The sequence below is a fragment of the Micromonospora sp. NPDC047134 genome, assembly GCF_040643455.1.
In the GTDB taxonomy this organism is placed as follows: domain Bacteria; phylum Actinomycetota; class Actinomycetes; order Mycobacteriales; family Micromonosporaceae; genus Micromonospora.
This window is the reverse complement of the sequence record NZ_JBEYUI010000001.1, coordinates 180,553-204,128: the sequence shown is the minus strand read 5'-3', so window position 1 is coordinate 204,128 and position 23,576 is coordinate 180,553. Positions and strand designations below refer to the sequence as shown.

Annotated in this window: 21 protein-coding genes and 3 pseudogenes; 7 read left to right on the top strand and 17 right to left on the bottom strand. The window is 71.3% G+C overall.

What is annotated here, in order from left to right:
* Positions 1–3: 3 nt before the first annotated feature.
* From ABZ795_RS00750 to ABZ795_RS00700, 11 genes are all read right to left on the bottom strand, one after another.
* On the bottom strand, positions 4–501 hold the full coding sequence (locus ABZ795_RS00750) for a DinB family protein (RefSeq protein WP_357527700.1): 498 nt from the start codon (positions 499–501) through the stop codon (positions 4–6).
* A 100-nt stretch (positions 502–601) separates the two neighbouring features.
* A complete protein-coding gene (locus ABZ795_RS00745) occupies positions 602–1,588 on the bottom strand; it encodes an LLM class flavin-dependent oxidoreductase (RefSeq protein ID WP_357527698.1) in 987 nt (328 codons plus the stop codon).
* Positions 1,585–1,914 carry a TIGR04076 family protein gene (locus ABZ795_RS00740; protein ID WP_357527696.1) on the bottom strand — a complete coding sequence of 110 codons (330 nt, stop codon included), beginning with the start codon at positions 1,912–1,914 and terminating at the stop codon, positions 1,585–1,587. The genes ABZ795_RS00745 and ABZ795_RS00740 overlap by 4 nt, the downstream gene beginning before the upstream one ends.
* Positions 1,911–2,285, bottom strand: a complete 375-nt coding sequence (locus ABZ795_RS00735; RefSeq protein WP_357527694.1) for a nuclear transport factor 2 family protein — start codon at positions 2,283–2,285, stop codon at positions 1,911–1,913. The genes ABZ795_RS00740 and ABZ795_RS00735 overlap by 4 nt, the downstream gene beginning before the upstream one ends.
* A complete protein-coding gene (locus ABZ795_RS00730; protein WP_357527692.1) occupies positions 2,282–3,955 on the bottom strand; it encodes a DUF885 domain-containing protein in 1,674 nt (557 codons plus the stop codon). Before ABZ795_RS00730 ends, ABZ795_RS00735 begins: the two co-directional genes overlap by 4 nt.
* The gene (locus ABZ795_RS00725) at positions 3,952–5,190 is read right to left on the bottom strand and encodes an amidohydrolase family protein (protein ID WP_357527690.1); all 1,239 of its coding nucleotides are present in this window, start codon (positions 5,188–5,190) and stop codon (positions 3,952–3,954) included. The genes ABZ795_RS00730 and ABZ795_RS00725 overlap by 4 nt, the downstream gene beginning before the upstream one ends.
* A 10-nt stretch (positions 5,191–5,200) precedes the next feature.
* On the bottom strand, positions 5,201–6,163 hold the full coding sequence (locus ABZ795_RS00720) for an ABC transporter ATP-binding protein (protein ID WP_357527688.1): 963 nt from the start codon (positions 6,161–6,163) through the stop codon (positions 5,201–5,203).
* Positions 6,160–7,140, bottom strand: coding sequence for an ABC transporter ATP-binding protein (locus ABZ795_RS00715; RefSeq protein ID WP_357527686.1), 981 nt, complete (start codon positions 7,138–7,140; stop codon positions 6,160–6,162). The genes ABZ795_RS00720 and ABZ795_RS00715 overlap by 4 nt, the downstream gene beginning before the upstream one ends.
* Before the next feature lies 1 nt (position 7,141).
* Positions 7,142–8,059, bottom strand: coding sequence for an ABC transporter permease (locus ABZ795_RS00710; RefSeq protein WP_357527685.1), 918 nt, complete (start codon positions 8,057–8,059; stop codon positions 7,142–7,144).
* Positions 8,056–9,147 carry an ABC transporter permease gene (locus ABZ795_RS00705; RefSeq protein ID WP_357527683.1) on the bottom strand — a complete coding sequence of 364 codons (1,092 nt, stop codon included), beginning with the start codon at positions 9,145–9,147 and terminating at the stop codon, positions 8,056–8,058. Before ABZ795_RS00705 ends, ABZ795_RS00710 begins: the two co-directional genes overlap by 4 nt.
* 12 nt (positions 9,148–9,159) lie before the next feature.
* The gene (locus ABZ795_RS00700) at positions 9,160–10,767 is read right to left on the bottom strand and encodes an ABC transporter substrate-binding protein (protein WP_357527681.1); all 1,608 of its coding nucleotides are present in this window, start codon (positions 10,765–10,767) and stop codon (positions 9,160–9,162) included.
* A gap of 280 nt (positions 10,768–11,047) precedes the next feature.
* Between ABZ795_RS00700 and ABZ795_RS00695 the strand changes: the two genes are divergently transcribed.
* Together ABZ795_RS00695 and ABZ795_RS00690 are read left to right on the top strand one after the other, a co-directional pair.
* Positions 11,048–11,584 carry a cupin domain-containing protein gene (locus ABZ795_RS00695; protein WP_327026238.1) on the top strand — a complete coding sequence of 179 codons (537 nt, stop codon included), beginning with the start codon at positions 11,048–11,050 and terminating at the stop codon, positions 11,582–11,584.
* A 47-nt stretch (positions 11,585–11,631) separates the two neighbouring features.
* Positions 11,632–13,191, top strand: coding sequence for a glycoside hydrolase family 43 protein (locus ABZ795_RS00690; RefSeq protein ID WP_327026239.1), 1,560 nt, complete (start codon positions 11,632–11,634; stop codon positions 13,189–13,191).
* Between the two features lie 229 nt (positions 13,192–13,420).
* Here the strand turns inward: ABZ795_RS00690 and ABZ795_RS00685 are convergent, their stop codons facing one another.
* A complete protein-coding gene (locus tag ABZ795_RS00685; protein ID WP_327026240.1) occupies positions 13,421–13,813 on the bottom strand; it encodes a nuclear transport factor 2 family protein in 393 nt (130 codons plus the stop codon).
* 145 nt (positions 13,814–13,958) lie between these two features.
* Entirely contained in the window at positions 13,959–15,344 is a 1,386-nt protein-coding gene (locus ABZ795_RS00680; RefSeq protein ID WP_327026241.1) for an endo-1,4-beta-xylanase, read from the bottom strand.
* Positions 15,345–16,029: 685 nt separating this feature from the next.
* On the opposite strand from ABZ795_RS00680, the gene ABZ795_RS00675 reads away from it, so the two are divergent.
* From ABZ795_RS00675 to ABZ795_RS00660, 4 genes and pseudogenes are all read left to right on the top strand, one after another.
* On the top strand, positions 16,030–16,635 hold the full coding sequence (locus ABZ795_RS00675) for a DUF4956 domain-containing protein (protein ID WP_203221366.1): 606 nt from the start codon (positions 16,030–16,032) through the stop codon (positions 16,633–16,635).
* Complete coding sequence (locus tag ABZ795_RS00670) at positions 16,632–17,456, top strand: polyphosphate polymerase domain-containing protein (protein ID WP_357527677.1); 825 nt, start codon at positions 16,632–16,634, stop codon at positions 17,454–17,456. Before ABZ795_RS00675 ends, ABZ795_RS00670 begins: the two co-directional genes overlap by 4 nt.
* Positions 17,354–19,120: pseudogene (locus tag ABZ795_RS00665) on the top strand (CotH kinase family protein); the annotation flags it as partial. The gene ABZ795_RS00670 and the pseudogene ABZ795_RS00665, both read left to right, overlap by 103 nt.
* Positions 19,121–19,150: 30 nt before the next feature.
* Positions 19,151–19,540, top strand: a pseudogene (locus tag ABZ795_RS00660) (cellulose binding domain-containing protein); the annotation flags it as partial.
* 71 nt (positions 19,541–19,611) lie between these two features.
* Here the strand turns inward: ABZ795_RS00660 and ABZ795_RS00655 are convergent.
* From ABZ795_RS00655 to ABZ795_RS00640, 4 genes and pseudogenes are all read right to left on the bottom strand, one after another.
* Positions 19,612–20,025, bottom strand: a complete 414-nt coding sequence (locus tag ABZ795_RS00655) for an arsenate reductase ArsC (RefSeq protein WP_357527676.1) — start codon at positions 20,023–20,025, stop codon at positions 19,612–19,614.
* 10 nt (positions 20,026–20,035) lie between these two features.
* Entirely contained in the window at positions 20,036–21,118 is a 1,083-nt protein-coding gene (arsB, locus tag ABZ795_RS00650; protein WP_357527674.1) for an ACR3 family arsenite efflux transporter, read from the bottom strand.
* A gap of 1 nt (position 21,119) precedes the next feature.
* A complete protein-coding gene (locus ABZ795_RS00645; protein WP_357528297.1) occupies positions 21,120–21,398 on the bottom strand; it encodes a metalloregulator ArsR/SmtB family transcription factor in 279 nt (92 codons plus the stop codon).
* Between the two features lie 75 nt (positions 21,399–21,473).
* Positions 21,474–21,824: pseudogene (locus ABZ795_RS00640) on the bottom strand (metalloregulator ArsR/SmtB family transcription factor); the annotation flags it as partial.
* 346 nt (positions 21,825–22,170) lie between these two features.
* On the opposite strand from ABZ795_RS00640, the gene ABZ795_RS00635 reads away from it, so the two are divergent.
* Positions 22,171–23,475 carry an FAD-dependent oxidoreductase gene (locus ABZ795_RS00635; RefSeq protein WP_327027136.1) on the top strand — a complete coding sequence of 435 codons (1,305 nt, stop codon included), beginning with the start codon at positions 22,171–22,173 and terminating at the stop codon, positions 23,473–23,475.
* Positions 23,476–23,576: the final 101 nt, after the last annotated feature.

Below are 23,576 nucleotides of genomic sequence, written 5' to 3'. Positions count from 1 at the left end.
GGATCACTCGGCCAGGATCTGTTCGCGCAGGATGTCGGCGTGCCCGCAGTGCTGGGCCAACTCCCGCAGCACATGCAGGTACACCCAGCGCAACGGCAGCGGGCCGCGCCGGTTGCCGTACACCAGGTCGTCCAGGTCGAGCGGCGCGGTGGCCCGGCGGGACTGCTCACAGACCTGCCGATGCCGGCGTTGCACGTCGGCGATGGTGTCGGTGTCGGCGAGGACGAAGGACTCGTCCGGGGTCGCCGGGATGCCGATCTCGGCGCGCGAGCGGCCGGTGATCGCCTCGTCGAACCAGACCTGTTCGACGAAGGTCGCGTGTTTCACCAGGCCCAGCAGGGTGGTGCGGGAGGGCACCAGCGAGCGGCGGGCCTGCTCCTCGGTGAGCCCGTCCAGGCAGGCGTTCAGCGCGGCGCGGTGCTGGTCGAGGAAGACCTCGAACTGCGGCCGGATCGGCTGGTCACGCACGTCATCGACGGACGTCGTCGGCAGGGAGGACATGCGGTCAGCATCCCAAGCCCGCCCGCCGGTGGCAACGCACCGGGCCGACGCGGGCGGCGACCCTTCCCGATGCGAGCTGGGCCGTTCCGGGTGGCGCTGGTCAGCCGCGCAGCAGCGGCAGCACCCGCCGGCCGAGCAGGTCGATCCCGGTACGCGGGGTGAGTCCGTGCGGGGTGCCGAACTCGACCCGACTCGCCCCCGCGTCGAACACCGCTGCCGCCTGCGCGGCAACCTGTTCAGGGGTGCCGGAGAAGGCGAACAGGTCGAGCAGGTCGTCGCCGATAAGGGCACCTGCCTCGGCGTCCTCCCGGCGGGCCACATGCTCCTGGATCCGGGCCAGCAGTTCCGGGTCCACCTCGACGGTGGGGTCCAGGGCGGCGACCACCGCGAGATACATGGCCACCTCGGTGCGGGCCACCCGCCGGGCCAGTTCCCCGTCCAGGTCGACCACGGTCACCGCGCCCAGCACCACCCCGGTGCGGTGACCGGCCGCCTCGTCCAGCCAGGCCCGCATCGTCTTGGCCATGGCCGGGTTCGCCGAACCACCGACCTTGACCTCGGCGGCGTATCCGGCTGCGGATCGGGCGGTCTGCTGCCCCCAGGTGCCGACCAGCACCGGCACGTCGGGACGGGCCGGGGTGTAGCGCAGGGCGGTGCCCGGGGCCAGGGTGAACTCCCGACCCTGGAAACCGCTGTCGTCACCGGCCAGCAGCCGCCGGACGATCTGCACCGTCTCGGCGATGCGTCGCAGCGGCCGGGCCTGTGTGACCCCGACCTCCTGGAGCCAGGTGCCCCGGGCCAGGCCCAGGTAGGCCCGGCCGTGGGAGGCCAGGTCCAGGGCGGCCACCTGACCGGCGATCTCCACGGGGTGCAGGGTGAACGGGTTGAGGCAGGCCGCGCCGAGCCGGATCCGGCGGGTGTGCCGGGCGGCCACCAGCAGCGGGAAGACCGGCGGCTGGTACATCAGGTCACCGAAGACCGACAGCACGTCGAAGCCGTGCTGTTCGGTCAACTCGGCGAGTTCGGCGTACTCGTCGGCGGACTTGTCCGACTGTAGGCCGATGCCGACCAGGTGCTCGCCGGTCACGTCAACTCCTCGGTGGGGATCTGCCGCAGGTCGGTGCGTTCGATGCGCATGATGAGCCGCTCCTCGGGGTCCGGGCAGGCCACATGGCTGTCCTGGGCCATCCAGTCCCCCTCGGCCAGGGCCCGCTGCTTGGCGGGCAGCAGCGGCAGGCAGGCGGCCAGCGCGTACATGCAGAAGTGTTGGCCTTCGGGGAGGCTCAGCCGGCTGGATTCGGTCAGGTCGATGTGGTCGCCGACCTTCATGCCGCACACCGAGCGGCCCTCGATCCGTTCGACCACGACCCGCAGGTCGTACACCTGGGTGGTGGGTTCTTCCTCGGTGCTCATCGGATCGCCTCCGCGTGGTGGTGCACGATGCGCCAGCCGGTGTCGTCGCGGCGCAGTACGTCGGTGACCCGGAAGCAGGTGTCCGGGCGGCCCTCGCCGAAGCGGGCCCGCAGCAGGTACCGGACCAGGCCGGTGTCGCCCCAGCTCTCGGCCTGCATCTGCTCCGGCGCCACGCTGGTCGGGGCCGGGCCGATGGCGGCGGCGGCCCGGGAGTCCCGCAGGTCGTCCAGGGCGGCCAGGCCGGTCAGCAGGTCCTCGGCGTCGGATTCCCAGATGGTCAGCTCGGGGTGCAGGTGGGCGTCGAAGGCGGGCCGGTCGCCCAGGGACCGGTACATGTCGCTGATGGTGCTGGTCAGTTCGTCGATGCTCATCGGGTCACTTCCGGCTCGGGTCGCGGGGGCAGGGTCTCGGCCAGGCGGGCGCGCAGGGGGTCCAGGCCCATCGGCCCGAGCGCCAGGGCGGTGTGGTGGAACCGTTTGCGGTCGAAGGCGGCACCGGCGCGACGTTCGGCGTCCCGGCGGGTCTGCTGCCACAGCCGGGCCCCCACCTTGAAGGCCAGGGCCTGGGCCGGCCAGCCCAGGTACCGGTCGACCTCGAAGCGGGCGGTCGCGGGATCCAGCCCGGCTACCCGGGTCAGCAGGTCCACGGCCACGGCCGGGGTCCACCGGTCGGCGTCGGTGAATCCGTTGCCGGCCGGGATCGGCAGGTCCAGGTGCAGACCGAGGTCGATGACGACCCGGGCGGCCCGCCACATCTGCCCGTCGAGCATGCCGAGGCGTTCACCGGGGCCGGCGAAGAGGCCCAGTTCGTCGGCGAGGCGTTCGGCGTAGTGGGCCCAGCCCTCGGCGTACCCGTGCACCTGGCACAGGTGGCGCTGCCAGGGATGCAGCTCGGCGGTGGTCAGGGTGATGGCGTGTTGCAGGTGGTGACCGGGCAGCCCTTCGTGGCAGAGGGTCCCTACATGCCGCCACACCGGCACGCTGGACTGGCCCGGGGGCACGGACCACCAGATGGCACCCGGGCGGGTCAGGTGGGCGTCCGGCGGGGTGTAGTACATGACCCCGGAGGCGGCCGGGCTGATCCGGCACTCGACCTGGCGGGTGGCCGCCGGGATGTCGAAGTGGGTGCCGTCGAGCTGGTCGGTGAGCAGAGCGGTGCGCTTGCGCAGCCACTGTTCCAGCAGCGGTCCGACCGGTACCCGCCCGGCGGGGTCGGCGTCCAGGGCGGTGCGGGCCGTGACCGGGTCCGGGTAGCCGCAGTCGGCCGCCGCGGCGTGCAGTTCGGCCTCGGTGCGCGCCAGCTCCTCCCAGCCGTACGCGTACAGCTCGTCGAGGTCGACCGTGGCACCGAGGAAGGCGCGGGAGGTCACCTCGTACAGCTCCCGGCCGACACCGTCCACATCGGAGGCCATCGGGGCCAGTTCGGTGCGCAGGAAGGCGGCGAACCCCTCGGTGGCGGCGGTGGCCCGGCGGGCCCCTTCGCCTAGCCGGTCGGCCAGCGGGCCGCCGGGGTAGCCGGCGATCAGGCGACCGTAGAAGTCCGTGGCGGTCCAGTCGGCACACTGCTCGGCGACCACCCGCACCTGCCGTCGGGCGGCCAGGTGGCCGCGCTGGGCGCAGTGGCGCAGGGTGGCGGCGTACTGGTCCAAAGTGGTGGGGAGCCGGTGCAGGTGGGCGGCGAGGTCGGCCCAGTCGGCGGCGGTGTTCCGGGGCAGGTTGTCGAAGACCTGCCGGGCCAGGTGGACCGGGGTGGCCAGGGGGGCCAGCAGCCGGGTGGTGAAACCGGCCTCGTGCAGGGCGATCTCGCTGTCCAGCCGCTCGGCCAGGGCACCGGCCAGGGCCCGCTGCGCCGGGTCCTGGGCGGTCGCCGTGGTCAACGCGGCGGCGGTCCGCCGGGCCAGCGCCGCGCGGGCCTCGAAGGCCTCCGGGGAGAGGTCCGCCAACTGCGACTCCGGGGTGCCCCCGGCCGCCTCGGCGGCCTGCGGGTCCAGGTGGGCCAGCGCGGCCAGGTAGTCGTCGGCGACCGCACCGACGGCGGTCATCGGGATGTCCGGGTACGGCCGTGGTCGTCGCGGTAGACGACCCCGCCCTTCATGACCGTGTGCAGGGTACGCAGGGCGGACACCGACCGGGTCGGGTCGTCGCGCAGCACCAGCAGGTCGGCGTGTTTGCCGGCGGTGAGGCTGCCCAGCCGGTCGTCGGCGTCGAGCCACTGGGCGGGGCGGATGGTGGCGGCCTTCAGGGCGTCCGCGACCGGCATCCCGGCCTCCACCATGAACTCCAACTCCCGCACGGTGGCGGTGGTCTCGTCGTAGCCGGCGTGCGGCGGCATGTCGCTGCCCAGGGCGATCGGCACCCCGTTGCGGATGGCGTGTTGCAGGCTCTCCCAGTGCCGAGGGCCGGCCCCCAGGGCCCGCTCCATCAGCCAGCCGGGCACCCCGGAGTCGCGGAAGAACTGTTCGCAGCGGCTGACCACGATGGTCGGGACGTACCAGACGTCGCGTTCGGCCATCAGCCGGGTGACCTCGTCGGTCAGCTCGTAGCCGTGCTCGACGCAGTCCAGGCCCAGTTGGACCGCCCGGCGTACGGTGTCGGCCGGGCCGGCGTGCGCGGTGACCTTGCGGCCCCAGTCGTGGGCGACCTGGATGACGGCGGCCATCTCGTCGTCGAGCAGTTGCGGGGTGTCGATGGCCTCGTACTGGCCGGCGATGCCGCCGGAGATGCACACCTTGATCAGGTCGGCGCCGGCCCGGATCTGGGCTCGGGTCAGTTTGCGGAACCCGTCGGCCCCGTCGGCCTCCAGGGCGTCGGCCTCCCAGCCGTGGCCCCCGGTGCAGCAGAGTGCGTGCCCGGCGGTGAAGATCCGGGGACCGTCCACCGCACCGGCCTCGATGCCCTTACGCAGCGCGAAGTCGGCGTAGCGGCCCTCGCCGACCAGCCGGACGGTGGTGACCCCGGCGTGCAGGGTGCGCCGCGCCGAGTCGGCCATCAGCAGCACCAGTTCGGCCAGGTTGGACCGGTGCACCTCGTCGGCCAGGTGACCGGGCAGGCCCAGGGAGAGGTGCACGTGCATGTTGGTCAGGCCGGGCATCACCACGTCACCGCCGAGGTCGACCACCCGGACGTCGCCGGCCTCGGCGAGCACCTCGTCGACCGGGCCGACGGCGCGGATCATCCCGTCGGCGCCGATCCAGACGCCCCGGTCGGACTGGAGGTGGTCGTCGATGCCGTCGTAGAGGGCGAGGTTGACCAGGACCTGTTCGGTTGCGTGATGCATGGCGGCGTCCTCAGTGGGCGGCCACGGACGGGGCCGTGGTGGGGTCGTTGAGCCAGCAGGCGGCGCTGCGTCCGCCGAGGTCGAGGTGGGGTGGCTGGTCACCGCAGGGGGCGAAGGCGTGGGCGCAGCGGGGCCGGAACCGGCAGCCGGTGGGTGCGTTGGCCGGGTCGGGTACCTCTCCGGCGAGGGTGGCGGGCAGCCGGGGGGTGGGGCCGATCTGGGGCACCGCGTCGATCAGGGCCCGGGTGTAGGGGTGGCGGGGGTCGCGCCACAGGTCCCGGGTGGGTGCGGTCTCCACGATCCGGCCCAGGTACATCACCGCGGTGACGTCGGCGATCTCGTGGACCAGGGCCAGGTCGTGGGAGATGAAGAGCATGCCCATGTCGAGTTCCCGGACCAGCCCGACCAGCAGGTTGACCACCTGGGCCTGGGAGGAGGCGTCCAGGGCGGTCACCGGCTCGTCCGCGATGATCATGCGGGGTTGCGGGGCCAGGGCCCGGGCGATGGCCAGTCGTTGCCGTTGCCCGCCGGAGAACTGGTGCGGGTAGCGGTCGGCGGCCTCGGCGGGCATGCCCACCCGGTCGAGCAGTTCGGTCACTCGCGCCTCGCGGGCCGCGCCGGTGACCGTCGCCGGGATGCCGTCGCGCAGTTGGGCGCCGACGGTGCGCCGGGGGTTGAGGGAGGCGTACGGATTCTGGAAGACCATCTGGAGACCGATTTCGGTCTCCGGTCTGCGCCGCCAGCCCAGCGGGGTGATCGGGCGGCCGGCGAAGCTGACCTCCCCGGCGCTCGGCGGGGTCAGCCCGACGGCCACCCGGGCCAGCGAGGACTTGCCGCAGCCGGATTCGCCGACCAGGCCGACGATCTGGCCGGGGGCCACCTGAAGGTCGACCCCGGCGACCGCCTGGACCCGCCCACCGCCCCGGGCGCGGTACTCCACCTGCACCTGACTGATCCGCAGCAGGTCGCTCATCTCGCTGCCACCTCCAGGTGTGGGCGGACCACGCAGGCCACCGACCGGTGCTCACCGGCCGGGGCCAGGGGCGGTGGAGCGTTGCCGCAGGCGGGTTCGGCGTACCCGCAGCGGGGTTGGAACGGGCAGCCCGGCGGGGCCTGGCCGGGTGCCGGTGGGCCGCCCGGGATGGGCCGCAGGGTACCGACGGCCTGGGTGCCGTGCGGGCGGGCGCCGAGCAGCGCCGCAGTGTACGGATGGGTGGGTGCGGTGAGCAGGGCCCCGGTCGGGCCGGTCTCCACCACCCGCCCGGCGTAGAACACGTAGCCCCGAGTGGTCAACGCGCTGAGCACCCCCAGGTCGTGGGTGATGAAGGCGACGGCCAGGCCGGTCTCGGCGCGCAGCCGGTCCAGCAGGGTGAGAATGCCGGCCTGCACGGTGACGTCCAGGGCGGTGGTGGGTTCATCGGCGATCAGCAGCCGGGGGCGGGCGGCCAGGGCGATGGCGATGGCCGCCCGTTGCCGCATTCCGCCGGAGAACTGGTGGGGGTAGGAACGCAGGGCCCGTTCGGGGTCGGGGATACGGACCTGGTCGAGCAGTTCCACCGCCCGCCGGTTCGCGGTCCGGCGGTCCATCCGCAGGTGCACCCGCATGTGTTCGGTGAGCTGCCGGCCGATAGTGAGCATCGGGTGCAGGGCCGCGGTGGGGTCCTGGAAGACCATGGCGATGCCCGCCCCCCGGACCCGCTGCCAGCCGCGCTGGTCCAGGCCGAGCAGGTCGGTGCCGGCGAACCGGGCGGAACCGCTGACCCTGGCACCGGCCGGCAGCAGACCCAGCAGGGTCTGGGCGGTGAGGCTCTTGCCGCAGCCGCTCTCCCCCGCGATGCCGACCAGTTCGCCCTCCTCGACGGTCAACGACACGTCGTGCAGGATCGGCAGTGGGCCGCGCGGGCCGGGCAGGGTGACGGCCAGGGAGTCGACGTCGAGCAGCGGCGCCATCTCAGCGTCCCTTCGCGTAGCGGGGGTCCAGCCGGTCGCGCAGTGCGTCGCCGAGCACGTTGAACGCCATCACGACGGTGAGGATGGCCAGGCCGGGGAAGACGCTGACCCACCACATCGACAGGTCCTGGGAGCCGAGGGCGACCATCGAGCCCCATTCGGCGGCCGGTGGTCGGGGCCCCAGGCCGAGGAAGGAGAGCGCCGCCAGCAGCAGCACCGCGTTGCCGAGTTCCAGGGTGGCCAGCACGATCGCCGGACCGATGCTGTTGGGCAGTACGTCGCGGCGCAGGGCCTTGACCGGCCCGACGCCGAGCAGCCGGGCGGCGTTGAGGTAGTCGTCGCCGCGCATGCTCAGCACGGCGCTGCGGATGACCCGAGCGTAGACCGGCCAGGAGACGATGACCAGGGCGAGGACGGCGTTGCGGGTGTTCGGGCCGAAGGCGGCGGTGACCGCCATCGCGAGGATGATCTGGGGGAAGGCGAAGACCAGGTCGGTCAGGCGCATCAGCGCCTCGTCGACGAACCGGCCCAGGTAGCCGGCGAGCAGCCCGAGCAGGCCGCCGATCAGCAGGGCCAGGCAGACGATGGCCAGGGCCAGGGGGATGGACAGCCGGGCGCCGTGGATCACCCGGCTGAGGATGTCCCGGCCCAGGGAGTCGGTGCCGAACCAGTGGGTCGCCGAGGGTGGGGCGTACGCCTGCGGGCTCTGGGCCAGCGGGTCGTAGGGGGCGATCAGCGGGGCGAACAGCGCCACCAGCAGCCATCCGCCGAGGATGATCAGGGCCACCAGGGCGATGGGCTGCCGCCAGATCGGCCGACCGGTCGACCCCCCGCGCAGCCGGCCCAGCCAGCGACGTCGGTTCAGGGCCCGGTCCACCTTGGGGTCCGGGGCCACCGGGTCCGGTGCGATCGTGGTCATGACAGCCGGATCCTCGGGTCGATGAGGCCGTACAGCAGGTCTACGGTCAGGTTGACCAGGGTGTAGACCAGCGCCACGAAGAGGCTGACGCCGAGGATCGAGGGCAGGTCCAGGGCGGTGGCGCTGCGGTAGGCGTACTGGCCGAGGCCGGGCCAGCCGAAGATGCTCTCCACCAGCACGGTGCCGGACAGCAGGGAGGCGAAGGCCAGGCCGGAGACGGTGACCACCGGCACCAGGCCGGCGCGCAGCAGGTGCCGGCGCAGCACCACCCGGGTCGGCAGACCCTTGGCGTACGCGGCGCGGATGTAGTCCTGCTGGAGCACCTCCAGCATGGCGGAGCGGACGAAGCGCACCAGCAGCGCCACCGTCAGGGAGGTCAGCACCAGCACCGGCAGGACCAGGTGCTGGGCGGCGTCCCAGGCCACGTCCCACTGCCCGGCCAGGGCCGCGTCGACGGTGTACATGCCGGTGACGGTGGGTGGTGGGCTGAAGGCGGTGGAGAGCCTTCCCCCGCTGGGGGCCAGGCCCAGTTTGTAGAAGAAGACGTAGAGCACGACGAGGGACAGCCAGAACGGCGGGGTGGACAGGCCCAGCAGGGAGCCCACCCGGACCAACTGGTCGGTGAACCGGCCGTTGCGGACCGCGGCGAGCATGCCGACGCCGGTGCCGATCAGCAACGCCAGCACCATGGTGGGGATGGCCAGTTCCATGGTCGCCGGCACGTACCGCACCAGGTCGTCCAGGACGGAGCGGCCGGTCTGCTGGGAGATGCCCAGGTCACCGGTGACCAGGTTGCCCAGGTACTGGAAGTACTGCGCCCAGAGCGGCTGGTCCAGGCCCCACTTCTCGCGGAAGGCGGCCACCGTGGCCGGATCGTTGAGGGCCTGGTCGGACAGGTTCGCCGTGACCGGGTCACCGGGCACCACGTTGACCAGCCCGAAGGTCACCACGGTGACCCCCAGCAGCAGGCCCGCGGTGATCGCCAGCCGCTTGGCCAGGAAGACCAGCAGGGGGTACGCGCGGCCCGGCCGGGGCCGGGACGCGGTCGTGGTGACCGCGCCCGGCTCGCCGTCCTGCACTGTCGTCATCGGTGCTGCCGGCTACTTGCGGCCGACCGCGGCGACGTCGACCTGCCAGCCGGCCGCGGTGTAGTCCGCACCGGTCAGGTCGGCCGTGGCCACCACCGTGGAGGAGTTGCTGGCCAGCACGATGTACGGGGAGGACTGGTTCATCAGTCGCTGCCATTCCTGCATCGCGGTGGCCCGCTGGGCCAGGTCGAGGGTCTCGGTGACCTGCTTGCCGGCGGCCACGACCGCCGGGTCGGCCCGCTCCACCGTCCAGCCGGACCGCAGGGCGGTGGGCTGTCCGGGCGCCATGTTGTTGATCAGGGAGTCGGCGACCGGGTAGTTCAGGCTCTGCGGGGTGAAGCCCATCGGCATCTTCCCGGCGCGCATCTCGTCCAGGAAGGTGGTCAGCGGCTGCGGGTTCAACTCCAGGGTGATGCCGGCCTCGGCGGCGTCGCCCTGCACCTTGGTGGCCACGGTGCCGAGGTCCACCCCCTTGTAGGTGATGGCCGGGTAGCTGAAGGTGACCTTGGGGTTGGTCAGGCCCGCCTCGGCCAGCAGCGCCTTGGCCTTGGCCAGGTCCCGGGTCGAGGCCTCACCCTCGGGCAGCGCGCCGGGGAAGGCGGGGGCGACCAGCCCGGCGCCCGGTGCGGCACCGGTGCCGTAGAGGGCGGCGATGCCCTGGTAGTCGATGGCGGCCCGCAGGGCCTGGTTGAACTTCGGGTCGGCGGTCACCGCGGACACGGCCGGGTCGGCGTTGAGGAACAGGAAGTAGACGGTGTCCTGCACCCCGGAGGTCTGCAGGGTGTCCGGCAGGCCGTCGAGCAGCCGGCCGGAGATGTCCAGGGAGATCTCGTTGGCCTCGGCCCGCTGCATGGTCAGCTTCTGGGTCTGCACGTCCATGTTGCGCAGCACGACCCGGTCGAACTTCGGCTTGTCACCCCAGTACTCGGGGTTGGCCTCCAGCACCACCTGGGACTCCGGCTCGTACGACTTGAGCAGGTAGGGGCCACTGCCGATGGAGGTGGTGTCGAGGTACTGCTGGGCGGTGTCGCCCTGCGCGGCGTCCTCGCCGTCCTTGGCGCCGTTCTGCTGGGCGACCTCGGAGTTGATCACGGCGGTGGAGGGCATCGACAGCACCACCGGCACGTTGGGGTTGGGAGTCGCCGAGGTGACCACGACGGTGCTGTCGTCGGTCTTGCTGACACTCAGCTCGCTGACGGTGACCGCCGGGCTGGCCTTGAGGTTCTTCAGCCGGTTGAGGGAGAACACCACGTCGTCGGCGGTGAGCGGGCTGCCGTCGGAGAACTTCACCCCCTGGCGCAGCTTGAAGGTGAAGGTCTTGGCGTCCGGAGAGACCTCGTACGACTCGGCCAGGGCCGGGACCGGCTTGCTGACGTCCGAGCCCTCGAAGGTGAGCAGGGTGTCGTAGAGGGCGTGCACCGCGGTCAGGCCGGTGGCCTCGTACACCCGACCCGGGTCGAGGGTCTTGAGGACGAACGAGGTGTTGACGGTGAGGGTGGCCGCGCCGCCACCAGTAGCGTTTCCGCCACCGCCGCCGGCCGTGCAGGCGGTGGTGGAGATGATGGCCAGCGCCGCCAGAGCGGATGCTCCGACGCGAAGCCGGCGGGGGAACACCGACATGCTGTTCCTACCTTCGTACGGCGCGGTCCGCTGAGGGTGGGCCGCGAATTGTCAACGACCTGGGACGTGACGCCGGTGTCGCCGGTCGCGGTGTCTCGGGTTTTCAGGAACGTCGTCTCAGGGTTGGATGTAGCTGGACTCGCGTTCGTCCGGTTCCTGCCCGAACGAGGCGTGTATACCTACACCAAACATTGCCCGGATGTTGTTTGACCACCCTAGACAGGCCTGTATAGCTTGGTCAAACAATTTCAGCCACACTGTTATCGGATCGAGGTTCTAGATGCTCGGTGACCGGCTCCGCGACCTCCGACAGCAGCACTCCCTCACGCTGCGTCAGCTCGCCACAGCCGCCGAGGTGTCCCCCGCGCTGCTCAGCCAGATCGAGAACGGCGCTACCGACCCCAGCCTGGCCACCCTGCGGAAACTCGCCCAGGTCTTCGACACCTCGATCGCCGAACTGTTCTCCGAACCCGAGGCCCCCGCGGTGCACCTGAGCCGCGCCGGCACCCGCAGCCGACTGACCGCTCCCCCCGGCCAGATCACCTACGAACGGCTGACCCCGGGACGGGGGGACCTGGAGGTGCTGCAGGCCTACCTGGCCCCGGGCGACGCCAGTTCGGCCGAGCCCTGGGCCCACCCCTCCACCGAGTGCGCGATCGTCATCACCGGCGAGGTGGTCGCCGAGATCGGCGGGGAGAAGCACGCCCTGGCCGCCGGGGAGGCGGTCACCTTCGACTCCCGCCTGGCCCACCTCTACCGCAACGCCAGCGACGAGCCGGCCCACCTGATCATCGCGGTCACCCCACCCAACCCCTGAGAACCGGGGGTACGAGTCGGGCAGGGTGCCGCCTAGCATCGATGCACATGACCGACTCCGCCACCTTCGGCAACCCCGTCGTACCCGGCTTCCACCCCGATCCCAGCGTGTGTCGGGTGGGCGAGGACTACTACCTGGTCTGCTCCAGCTTCGAGTACTTCCCCGGCGTACCCATCTTCCACAGCCGGGACCTGGTGAACTGGCGGCAGATCGGCAACGTGCTGGACCGGCCCAGCCAACTGGAACTGCCGCCGGACACACACGCCTCCGCCGGCATCTACGCCCCGACCATCCGGCACCACGACGGCCACTTCTACATGGTGACCACCAATGTCACCACCGGCCGCCACCTGCTGGTCACCGCCACCGACCCGGCCGGCCCCTGGTCGGAGCCGGTCCACCTCGACGTGCCGCACATCGACCCCTCGCTGACCTGGGACGACAACGGGGACTGCTGGTTGACGGTGTCCGGGGTCGAGTCGTACCGGATCGATCCGGAGACCGGCGCGGTGCTGGAGGGTCCGGTGCCGATGTGGTCGGGCACCGGCGGGCAGTACCCGGAGGCCCCCCACCTGTACCGGATCGGCGACTGGTGGTACCTGCTGGTCTCCGAGGGCGGTACGCACACCGGGCACGCCGTCTCCATCGCCCGCTCGCGCAGCATCCGGGGCCCCTTCGAGCCCGGCCCGGTCAACCCCTTCCTGACCCACCGCAGCACGGATCGGCTGGTGCAGGCCACCGGCCACGCCGATCTGGTGCAGGCCACCGACGGCAGTTGGTGGATGGTGCTGCTGGGCATCCGGGCCAAGGGCCAGTGGCCGCCGTACCACGTACTCGGCCGGGAGACCTTCCTGGTGCCGGTGCGCTGGGTGGACGGCTGGCCGGTGGTGGACCCGGTGGAGGAGACCATGACCGCCCCGGCCGGCAGCCCACCCGCCCTGGCCGCACCGCCCGCTACCGGCGGTTATCGGGACGACTTCGACGCCACCGAGGCGCTCACGCCGGAGTGGATCTCGCTGCGGGAGCGGCCGAAGGAGAGCTGGTCGCTGACCGAGCGGCCCGGCTGGCTGACCCTGCACGCCACCGGTACGACCCTGGACCGGTCCGGGGCCACCCTGGTCGCCCGTCGGCAGCAGCACCACGACTGCCGGGCCGGCGTGCACCTGGACCCCGGTGCGGGACGGGCCGGACTGACCCTGCGCATCGACGAGGCCCACCACTACGACATCGAGGTCGCCGACGGACTGGTGCAGGTGATCGGCCGGGTGGGACCCTTCCGGCAGGTCTTCGGCGAGCTGTCGGTGCCGACCGGCCCGGTCACCCTGACCATCGCCACCCGTACCGATGACCTGCTCCCCCCGACGGTGACCGCCGCCGACCAGGTGACGGCCCCCGGCGCCCCCTTCGGGGTACGCCCGGCCGGCTGCGACACGGTCAGCTTCGAGGTGCTGACCGACACCGGGCCGGTAGTGCTCGCCGAACTCGACGGACGGTACCTGTCCACCGAGGTCGCGGCCGGTTTCACCGGTCGGGTGTTCGGCCTCTACGTCACCGAGGGCAGCGCGGCCTTCGACTGGTTCGACTACCGCCCGAGCGCCCGATCCTGACCGGCCACCAGTTCGCGGGCGTCCGCCTCGGGTGTGCCGGACGGACGCTCGCGGCGCAGGTGAAGCTGCTCCGGAGCGCCGGGCGACAAGCTCGGCGCCACCCGCACCGGCCGGTCGACGACCAGCAACCCGGCATCGGCGAGCCGGTGGGCTTCACCGCCGCCGGTCGCGGTCCTGCACGGCGGGGTGACGGGGGCGGCCGGTCAGGTCGTGGGCAGGCGCTGCGGCGTCAGCTTTCGGTGGGTTGGGCGGCGGTCGGCTTCGGCGGCCAGAAGGGCCACTCCTCGAAGGACGCGCACCGCCCGTCCTCGGCGAACCGCATGATCCACAGATCGCGGTACTCCTGGTCGACCGGGTCGCCGTACCGGACCTCCAGTCGCGCCACCGCGGTGTCGCCCTCGACCGCGACGACCTCGCTGGTCATCTGGAACACCTCGTCCGGGCCGTCCCGCTCGGCTTCCCACATCCGGGCTATCGCCGGCAGACCCACCACCGGTTTCCGGTACGGCCCCTGCCGGTAGCTCGCCTGCTCGGTGAAGATCGTGGCGAGCGCCTCCGTGCCCGGCGTACGCCAGGCCCGCTCGTAGGCCGCGATCCAGCCGGTCACCTGCTCCCTGTCCATGCCTGCCAGCCTGCCACCCCTCGCCTATTCGACGCCGGTTCGGCGCGCTGACGGTATCCGAGCGGGTGGTTGGCCGCCGCAGCACCGAAAGGGCGTCGGCCGTGCGGGGAGATCCCCGCACGGCCGACGACCGGTGGTGGTGTGATCAGCTTGCGGTGCAGGACACGATCTGGGGTCGAGCCCCGGAGTTGCCGTTCATCATGGTGGTGAAACCGAAGGTGTTGCCGCTGCCGTTGGAGCGCATCGTCATCACGTTGCCGCTGCCGTCCCAGGTGGGGCTGCCACTCCAGGTGGCGGAGATCCGCTGCGGCGGGGTGATGTTGACGACCACGGACCAGTTGTTGGCTCCGCTGACCGTGACCGAGGTGTTGTAGCGGTCACCCCAGACCTGGCCGGGGGTCATCGTCGCGGTGCAGCCACCCGGGTTGGTGGGCGGCGGAGTGGTGCCGGGCGGCGGGGTGGTGCCGGGCGGCGGGGTGGTCGGGTCGCCGCCACCGGGGGCGGCGCTGTTCAGGGCGTTGAGCACCGCGGTGTAGGCGGCCTTCTTGTTGCCGCCACCGTCGAACAGCAGCGGGCTCTCGTTGGAACGCCACGAGTCGGAGTCCCGGATGCCCCAGACGGTGATGCCCTTGCAGCGCGGCACGGCCAGGCAGTCGTTCACCGTGTTGCGGTAGGCGTCGCTCGGCGCGTTGCGGATGTCCAGCTCGGTGATGTGCACGTCGACGCCGAGGGCGGCGAAGCTGGACAGGGTGGTGCGATAGTTGCTCGGGTAGTTCGAGCCACCGGTGAAGTGCGACTGGAGACCGACGCAGTCGATCGGCACGCCCCGCTGCTTGAAGTCCCGCACCATCCGGTAGACGGCCTGGGTCTTCGCGTCGTTCCAGTTGTCGATGTTGTAGTCGTTGTAGCAGAGCTGGGCGTTCGGGTCGGCCGCCCGGGCCGCCCGGAAGGCCGCCTCGATCCAGTCGCTACCGGTGCGCTCCAGGTTGGAGTTACGGCGGGCGCCGCTGGAGCCGTCCTCGAATGCCTCGTTCACCACGTCCCACCACGCGATCTGGCCCCGGTAGTGGGTGGCGACCTGGGTCACGTGGTTGAGCATGGCGTTGCGCAGCTGCTGACCGGACATGTTGCGCATCCACTCGGGCTGCTGCGAGTGCCAGGCCAGGGTGTGGCCCCGGACCTGCATGTTGCGGCTGCGCGCGTGCTGGACGAGTCGGTCGCCGTTGCCCCAGTTGAACTGCCCCTGCTGCGGCTGGAGGGCGTCGATCTTCATCTCGTTCTCGGCGGTGACCTGGTTGAACTCGCGGTTCAGGATGTTCGTGTAGGCCGCGTCGTTGAGTCGGTTCACCGCCACGGCGGTACCGAAGTACCGGCCGCTCTGCGCTGCTGCGGCACCGAGGGTGGTCTCGGCGGCGCTGGCGTTGCTCGGCAACACCACCGCACCCGCCGCGGCCATCAGACCGACAGCAGACAGCGCCAGGGCCGCCCGCAGCCGTCTCGGCCGGCCGGGTGCTCGGGAATCCTTGCTCATCTGGTGCTCCTTCCGGGTCCGGTGGCCCGAGTGGGCAGCGTGAATCCGGACTCGCGGGTTAGGGACGATGCCCGCGATTCCCTGACAAAGGGATCGCATCGGCCTTACTGGCCGGAAGTATTACAGCGCGGTTTCACGTACGTCAATGACTTCCGGAAGTTTTTCGGAAGTTTCGACGTCGCCTACCCCACGGTTGACGACACCCGGAGAACCGGGTGCCGTACGGCCGGAGCTCCGGAAGGTGCCGCACTCGTCTCCGACGAGCACCCCACGACCCGTGATCACCTGAACCCCCCTAGCAGGACGCCTCAGATGATCGACGTCTATCAATGGTGGTTCGGCGAATTCCGGCAGTGGAAGTGCAAATACCAATAAGGCTCTGAAGGCTTTCGGAACCGAGGCCCTCGCGCCCGCGGCACAGCCGGCCAGGCCGCCGACCAACTAGCCGTTCCGACAGGCGGGGGCTACCGATCAACCCGGCCGACCACCGCCGGAGGCAGCGCCGTCGCAATGGCGACCATGTGATCAGCATTGACCTATTTCGATGCATAGGCTTACGATTCCGCAATCGTTCCCGCAAGTTCACCGGAAGTTCCGGCCGTGTTCGGCCGCTCGTCACTCGCGCACGGCACATCGCGTGGACGATGCCAGGCCGGCGCGGCAGCGACCCAGGAGGACGGAGAAGATGCCGCAGCTCGTCCTGTTCGCCATCGACATCTGCGCGGTGGTACTGCTCGTCTTCGGGCTCTATTTCCCACGCCACCGTCGCCGCGATCTCGTCGTCGCCTATCTGGGCGTCAACGTCGGCGTCCTCGCCGTGGCCAGCGCGCTGAGCGCCAGCAACGTCGGTGCAGGGCTCGGGTTGGGGCTGGCGCTGTTCGGCGTACTGTCGATCATCCGGCTGCGGTCGACGGAGCTCGACCAGCACGAGGTGGCCTACTACTTCTCCGCCCTGGCCCTGGGCATCCTCGGTGCGCTGAGCACCACCTCGGTCTGGCTCAGCGGCGGCCTGATGGGTCTCATCCTCGTGGTGATGTTCCTCGGCGACCATCCCCGGCTGCTCCGCCACTACCGGCACCAGATCATCGTGCTCGACTCCGCCGTCACCGATCAGGTCACGCTCGTCGCCCAACTGGAACAGCTGCTCGGCGCCCGGGTGCACACCGCCACCGTGCAACGACTCGACCTGGTCAACGAGACCACCCTGGTCGACGTGCGGTACTCGGTGCGGGGTCGAGGTGGCGCCCCGGTGGCGGCCGGCAGGCCGGCCCAGGCGGGAGCGGGTCGATGACCCCGATCACCGCTCCGCTGGCGGAACTCGCGCCGGTCGGGCTGACCGAACTCGTCGACCAGGCCGCGCTACAGACCCGCATCGACCGCAAGTACGTCGTACCCCTCGACGAGGTCCCGCACCTGCTGGCCCAGTTGTCCCCGCACGCCCGGGTGTTGGAGATCGATGGTGTCCGCGCCTTCCGCTACGAGTCGGTGTACTTCGACACCCCGGTGCTGGCCAGCTACCACTGCGCGGCGTACCGACGACGCAGGCGCTTCAAGGTGCGCACCCGCAGCTACCTGGATTCCGCGCAGTGCTGGCTGGAAGTCAAGATCAGTGGAGCGCGGGGCAGCATCACCAAGCACCGGTTGCCGTACCGGCCGCAGGACCGCGCCACCGTGCATCCCGGACGTGATTTCGTGCAGGAGGCGTTGGCACGCGAGGCGATCTGTCCGCCCTCGGGCAGCACGCTGGATCCGGTGCTCGTCACCACCTATCAGCGGATGACCCTGCTGCTGCCCGCCACGGCCAGCCGGGTCACCATCGACACCGAACTGACCTGGCAGGACGGCGACCGCACGCTGCGGCTGCCCGACCTCGCCGTGGTCGAGACCAAGACCAGCCGGGCCGCCTCACCGGCCGATCGAATGCTGTGGCAGCGGGGAACGCGGCCCGTCCGCATCTCCAAGTACGCCACCGGGCTGGCCGCCCTGCGCCCGGAACTGCCGGACTCGCCGTGGCGACGGACGCTACGCCGGCACTTCCGCGACAGCAGACCGTCGGCAGGCACCGCCCCATCCACCATCCCCCGATCCGTCCAGGAGGCATCGTGCGTCTGACCGCCCGCAGAACACGCATCGCAGCCGCCCCGGCACGCGCTATCGGCGGCGTCGTCGCCGCCGTGCTGGTCGCCGGACTGCTCGTCCCGGCACCGCCCCCGGCCGGCGCCGAACCAGCCACCGCCGGCATCGGCGACCACCCCGCCAGCGCCACGGCCGATGCCGTCGCGGCTGCCGCCGCCGACGACCTGGTCGGTGACATCACCTTCTCCGTTCCCAGCGGCACCTTCGCCGGCGAGGTCACGGTTTCGCTGGGCACCACCGTCAGCGGCGCCCAGATCCGCTACACCACCGATGGCCGGCTGCCCACCGCCGCGTCGACGCTGTACTCCGGCGCACCGCTGCGGCTGATCCGGACCACCCAACTGCGCGCCCAGGCCTTCGTCGGGCAGACCGCCACCGGCGCGCCCGGCACCGCCATGTACGTCGCCCGTAACACCACCACCGCCCACGACCTGCCGGTGATCCTGATCGACTCGTACGGCGCCGGGCGTCCCCAGCGGGACTACTTCGACGCCGCCACCATGATCTTCGAACCTGGTGGGGGCAGCACCTCGCTGGCCGCCGCGCCCACCGTGGCGACCCGCGCCGGGTTCCGGCTGCGCGGGCAGTCGTCGTCGAGCTTCGACAAGACGCCGTACCGGATCGAGTTCTGGGACAACGACGACGATGACGCCGACTACCCGGTGCTGGGCATGCCGGCCGACTCGGACTGGGTGCTGCGCGGCCCGTTCACCGACAAGGCGCTGATCCGGGAGGCGTTCGTCTACGACCTGGGTCGGGAGATGGGCCTGCCCGCCCCCCGGTACGCCTTCGCCGAGTTTTATCTGAACACCGACGCCGGACCGGTCGGCGCCGACGACTACATGGGCGTCTACATGATCGTCGAGACGATCAAGAACTCGAAGAACCGCCTCGACCTCAAGCAGTTGCGCGCCGACGACCGGACGCTGCCGAGGATCACCGGCGGCTACATCTTCAAATTCGAGTGGATGGCCGCCGAGGAACCGACCCTGCCGTGCACCGGCCCCGCCGCCACCTGCTGGAACTACCTGGAGGTCGCCGACCCGTCGCCGTTGCAGCCGGAACAGCGCGACTGGCTACGCAACCACATCCAGGAGTTCCACAACGTGCTGCGGGCACCGAACTTCGCCGACCCCACGACCGGCTATCGCGCGTACATCGACGTGGACTCCTTCATCGATCAGCTCATCGTCAACGAGCTGAGCCGGGAGATGGACTCGTACGTGCGCAGCGCGTACTTCTACAAGGACCGGGACACCAAGATCTTCGCCGGGCCGCTGTGGGACTACGACCTCAGCTTCGGGGTGGGTGGCTACTTCGCCAACGACCAGACCTCCGGCTGGCAGCACCAGCAGGGACGACAGCCACTGGCCAACGACTGGTTCACGCAACTGCTGCGCGACCCCGCCTTCGTCAACCAGGTCCGGCTGCGCTGGCAGACGCTGCGCCGCGGCCCGCTGTCCGACGCGGCGCTGCAGTCCCGCCTCAACGCGCTCAGCACGCCGCTGACCAACGCGGCACAGCGCAACTTCCAACGCTGGCCCAACCTGAGCACGCGGATGATCGGCCCGTTCATCACCCCGACCGCACCCACCTGGCAGGGACAGGTGCAGTACCTGCGGGACTGGATGCTGCGCCGCGCCGCCTGGCTGGACTCGACCGCCGGTTGGGGCGGCCCCACCACCACTCCCCCGCCGACCACCCCACCGCCGGGACCCACCACCCCACCGCCGGGCCCGACCACCCCGCCGCCGGGCGGTGAGGCCTGCACGGCGACGTACGCGGTGACCAACCAGTGGACCGGCGGCTTCCAGGCCGAGGTACGCGTCACCGCCGGCTCGGCCGCGATCAGCAACTGGACGGTGACCTGGACCTTCGCCAACGGGCAGACGATCAGCCAGGCGTGGAACGCGACCGTCACCAGCCAGGGATCGGCGGTCACCGCCCGCAACGTCAGCTACAACGGCACCCTGGCCCCGGGCACCAGCACCACGTTCGGCTTCCTCGGCACGTTCGGTGGCACGAACACCGCCCCGACCCCGAGCTGCACGGCGAGCTGACCGGCCGATCCGTTCCTGGCACCGGGGCAGCCCGCTTCGGTGCCAGGAACACCCGTGAACCGTGCCGCGCCTCAGGTGGTCGTCGGCAGGAGGTCGGCGAGCAGCGCCTCTACGCGGGTCCTGATCGCGTCGCGGATGGGGCGTACGGCCTCGACGTCCTTGCCTGCCGGGTCGTCGAGCTTCCAGTCCTCGTAACGCTTGCTGGGGAAGACGGGGCAGACATCACCGCAGCCCATGGTGATGACGACGTCAGAGGCTTCCACAGTGTCGTACCCCAGGAGCCGGGGCGTCTGGTCGGTGATGTCGATGCCGACTTCGCGCATGACCTCGACGGCGGCGTGGTTGATGGTCTCGGCCGGGGCGGAGCCGGCGGAGCGGACCTCGACGGTGTCGCCGGCCAGGTGGCGCAGCCAGCCGGCGGCCATCTGGGAGCGGCCGGCATTGTGCACACAGACGAACAGGACGCTGGGCTTGTCGTCGGACACGAGACCTTCCTTATCGGTCGAGGCCAGTGGAGAAGAGGCGGCGGCGCAGGGCGAGGCTGACGTAGACCAGGGCGACCAGCACCGGAACCTCGATGAGCGGGCCGACCACGCCGGCCAGGGCCTGGCCGCTGGTGATGCCGAAGGTGCCGACGGCCACGGCGATGGCCAGCTCGAAGTTGTTCCCGGCGGCGGTGAACGCGAGGGTGGTGGTGCGGGCGTAGGTCAGGCCGATGGCCCGGCCGAGGGCGTAGGCGCCGGCCCACATGACCGCGAAGTACACCAGCAGCGGCACCGCGATCAGCAAGACGTCCCAGGGCTGGGAGGTGATGGCGTCGCCCTGTAGTGCGAACAGGATGACGATGGTGAACAGCAGCCCGTGGAGGGCGACCGGGCCGATCCTCGGCAGGAAGCGGCGCTCGTACCAGGTGCGGCCCTTCATGCGTTCGCCGAACCGGCGGGTGAGGTAGCCGGCCAGCAGCGGGATACCGAGGAAGATCAGCACGTTGACCGCGATGTCCCACCCGGAGATCTGCAACTCGGCGCCGCTGAGGTTGAGCCAGCTCGGCAGCACGGACAGGTAGAACCAGCCGAGCAGGCCGAAGGCCAGGACCTGGAACACCGAGTTGAGGGCGACGAGGACGGCGGCGGCTTCGCGGTCGCCGCAGGCCAGGTCGTTCCAGATGATGACCATGGCGATGCAGCGGGCCAGGCCGACGATGATCAGGCCGGTGCGGTACTCGGCGTGCTCGGCCAGGAAGATCCAGGCCAGGGCGAACATGAGAGCCGGGCCGAGGATCCAGTTGAGCAGCAGCGAGGACAGCAGCAGCCGGCGGTCGCCGGTGACCGAGTCGAGCCGGTCGTAGCGGACCCTGGCCAGCACCGGGTACATCATGACGAGCAGGCCGAGGGCGATCGGCAGGGAGATCCCGCCGACCGTGACCGCCTCCAGGGCGGTGTCCAGACCGGGGACGAGCCGGCCGAGCAGCAGGCCGGCGGCCATGGCCAGACCGATCCACAACGGGAGGAACCGGTCGAGGCGCGACAGCCGCGCGACGACCGCCGACGGTGCTCCGCCGGCCGGGGTGGCCCTCACGTCAGCAGGCCCGGAAGTTCTCGGAGTTGGCCCGGGCCTGCGCGGCCAGGTCGGCCAGGTGCAGCGCGGCACCCTGGAGGAGGTCCGGGACCAGCCGGTAGTAGGTGAAGCGTCCCCGTGGCTCGGCGGTCACCACACCGGCCTCGCGCAGCAGCTTGAGGTGTCCGGACACGTTGGGCTGCTTCGCTGCGGTGTCCGCGACCAGATGCGAGGTGGTCGCCGGGCCCTCGGCGAGGATCTGCACGATCCGCGCCCGCAACGGATCCGCCAACAACCGCACCACATCAGGATTGGCTGATATCAGCGGATTCTGATGCGTTTCGGGTCGCGCAGGCGGTGGCGCGGGCGCCCCACGACTCGGGGTGCCGGTGTCGCCGGACAGCAGGTTGCCGAGCAGGTCCAGGACCTCCCGGCGGACCCAGTAGTAGACCCAGGTGCCCCGGCGTTCACTGTCGACCAGGCCGGACTCGCGCAGCACCCGCAGGTGGTGCGAGATGGTGGCCCCGGTGACCTCGAAGGCCTCGGTCAGTTCACAGACGCAGACCTCCGTGCTGGAGGCGATCAGGGACAGCAGCCGCAGCCTGACCGGATCACCCAGGGCCTTGAACAGCGGCGCCAGCTCGCCGGCCACCGGGGGCGCGAGAGGCTGCACCGCCAGGGGCGGGCAGCAGCCCGGCGCGGCGTCCAGCACGGGAAGGACAGACATGCGTCTAGCTTGACAGTTGTCTAGCCAGGATGCAAGGTAGTGGGCACCGGTTCGACAGGAATCGAGCCACCGATCGAAGGCTGACGCGTTGCGCCCGGGGCGCGGTCGCGGGCCGGATCACCTGATCGACGGACGGGTCGCGGCGACGCGCGTCCGCCCACGTCAACAAGCAGAGAGAGTCGTGAACATGAGCGAGGAGCAGACCGCCGCGGCATGCTGCGGCACCGTTGCGGCCACTGGGCAGACCGACACCGGTTGCGGCCCGAGCGAGAACGTGACGGCGGAGGCGGGCTGCTGCGACCCGGTCGACACATCAGTCGCGCCTGATGTCAGCGCGACGGCTCCACTGGCTGGACGGGTCGAGGGACCGTACCCGGTCGTGGTGATCGGCGCGGGGCCGGTGGGTCTGGCCGCGGCGGCCCACCTGTACGAGCGGGGGCTGCCCTTCACCGTGCTGGAGGCCGGCCCCTCGGCCGGAGCGGCCGTGGCCGAGTGGGGACATGTGCGACTGTTCTCCCCCTGGCGGTACAACCTCGACCAGGCCGCCCAGCGGCTGCTGGCCGCCGCCGGATGGACCACCCCCGACCTCGAACTCATGCCCACCGGCGCGGAGCTGGTCGAGGCGTACCTGCGACCGCTGGCGGCCCTGCCGCAGATCGCCCCGCACCTCCGCTACGAGGCCCCGGTCGCGGCGATCGGCCGCGTCGGTGTCGACCGGGTCCGGACCGCCGGCCGTGAACAGGCGCCGTTCGTCGTACGGCTGGCCACCGGCGAGGACCTTCACGCCGCCGCCGTCATCGACGCCTCCGGCACCTGGCACACCCCGAACGTGCTCGGCGCCAACGGACTCCCCGCGCACGGCGAGACCGACCCGCGGACCAGGACCCTGATCGACCCGGCGCTGCCGGACGTGCTCGGCACCGACCGCGAGCGGTACGCCGGCCGGCACACCATCGTCGTCGGCGCGGGACACTCTGCCGCGAACACCCTGCTCGCGCTCGCCGAACTGGCCGAGCAGGAGCCGGACACCACCATCACCTGGGTCACCCGGGGCGGCTCCATCGACCGGGCGATCGGCGGCGGGGACGCCGACGCGCTACCCGGCCGGGGGGCGTTGGGCACCGGAGTCAAGCTGCTCGTCGACTCCGGTCGGGTCCGGTTGGTCACCGGCTTCGCCGTGCACGCCGTCGCCGCCGTCGACGGGCACCTCCAGTTGACCGCCGCCGACGGGCGGGCGTTGACCGCCGACCGGATCATCGCCGCCACCGGCTTCCGGCCCGACCACCGCATCGCCGCCGAACTGCGCCTCGACCTCGATCCCGTGCTGGGCTGCACCCGGGCCCTCGCCCCCCTGATCGACCCGAACGACCACTCCTGCGGCACCGTCCGCCCGCACGGCGTCGACGAACTGACCCAACCCGAACCCGGCTACTTCGCGGTCGGCATGAAGTCCTACGGTCGGGCCCCGACCTTCCTGATGGCCACCGGGTACGAGCAGGTCCGCTCCATCGCCGCAGCCCTGGCCGGGGACTGGACCGCCGCCCGTGACGTGCAGCTGGACCTGCCCGAGACCGGCGTCTGCTCCGTCACCCCGAGCGGGGACCTGCCGCTGGTCAGCCTCTCCCCCGGTGGCGGCTGCTGCGAAGGATGACCGACTACGGCATCCGGATCCCCACCGGGCCGATACCGGCAGGGACCACCCGGATGTGGACTGCGGACCCGGCACCCGTCGCCACCGCCCGGGGTGGGCTG

Bases quoted from the DNA above. Each gene is read 5' to 3' on its own strand.
- ABZ795_RS00715 (WP_357527686.1), bottom strand. From the start codon at position 7,140: ATGGCGCCGCTGCTCGACGTCGACTCCCTGGCCGTCACCCTGCCCGGC.
- ABZ795_RS00735 (WP_357527694.1), bottom strand. From the start codon at position 2,285: ATGAGCATCGACGAACTGACCAGCACCATCAGCGACATGTACCGGTCC.
- ABZ795_RS00710 (WP_357527685.1), bottom strand. From the start codon at position 8,059: ATGACCACGATCGCACCGGACCCGGTGGCCCCGGACCCCAAGGTGGAC.
- ABZ795_RS00700 (WP_357527681.1), bottom strand. From the start codon at position 10,767: ATGTCGGTGTTCCCCCGCCGGCTTCGCGTCGGAGCATCCGCTCTGGCG.
- ABZ795_RS00670 (WP_357527677.1), top strand. From the start codon at position 16,632: ATGACCCCGATCACCGCTCCGCTGGCGGAACTCGCGCCGGTCGGGCTG.
- ABZ795_RS00730 (WP_357527692.1), bottom strand. From the start codon at position 3,955: ATGACCGCCGTCGGTGCGGTCGCCGACGACTACCTGGCCGCGCTGGCC.
- ABZ795_RS00720 (WP_357527688.1), bottom strand. From the start codon at position 6,163: ATGAGCGACCTGCTGCGGATCAGTCAGGTGCAGGTGGAGTACCGCGCC.
- ABZ795_RS00750 (WP_357527700.1), bottom strand. From the start codon at position 501: ATGTCCTCCCTGCCGACGACGTCCGTCGATGACGTGCGTGACCAGCCG.
- ABZ795_RS00725 (WP_357527690.1), bottom strand. From the start codon at position 5,190: ATGCATCACGCAACCGAACAGGTCCTGGTCAACCTCGCCCTCTACGAC.
- ABZ795_RS00685 (WP_327026240.1), bottom strand. From the start codon at position 13,813: ATGGACAGGGAGCAGGTGACCGGCTGGATCGCGGCCTACGAGCGGGCC.
- ABZ795_RS00695 (WP_327026238.1), top strand. From the start codon at position 11,048: ATGCTCGGTGACCGGCTCCGCGACCTCCGACAGCAGCACTCCCTCACG.
- ABZ795_RS00680 (WP_327026241.1), bottom strand. From the start codon at position 15,344: ATGAGCAAGGATTCCCGAGCACCCGGCCGGCCGAGACGGCTGCGGGCG.
- ABZ795_RS00740 (WP_357527696.1), bottom strand. From the start codon at position 1,914: ATGAGCACCGAGGAAGAACCCACCACCCAGGTGTACGACCTGCGGGTC.
- ABZ795_RS00705 (WP_357527683.1), bottom strand. From the start codon at position 9,147: ATGACGACAGTGCAGGACGGCGAGCCGGGCGCGGTCACCACGACCGCG.
- ABZ795_RS00690 (WP_327026239.1), top strand. From the start codon at position 11,632: ATGACCGACTCCGCCACCTTCGGCAACCCCGTCGTACCCGGCTTCCAC.
- ABZ795_RS00675 (WP_203221366.1), top strand. From the start codon at position 16,030: ATGCCGCAGCTCGTCCTGTTCGCCATCGACATCTGCGCGGTGGTACTG.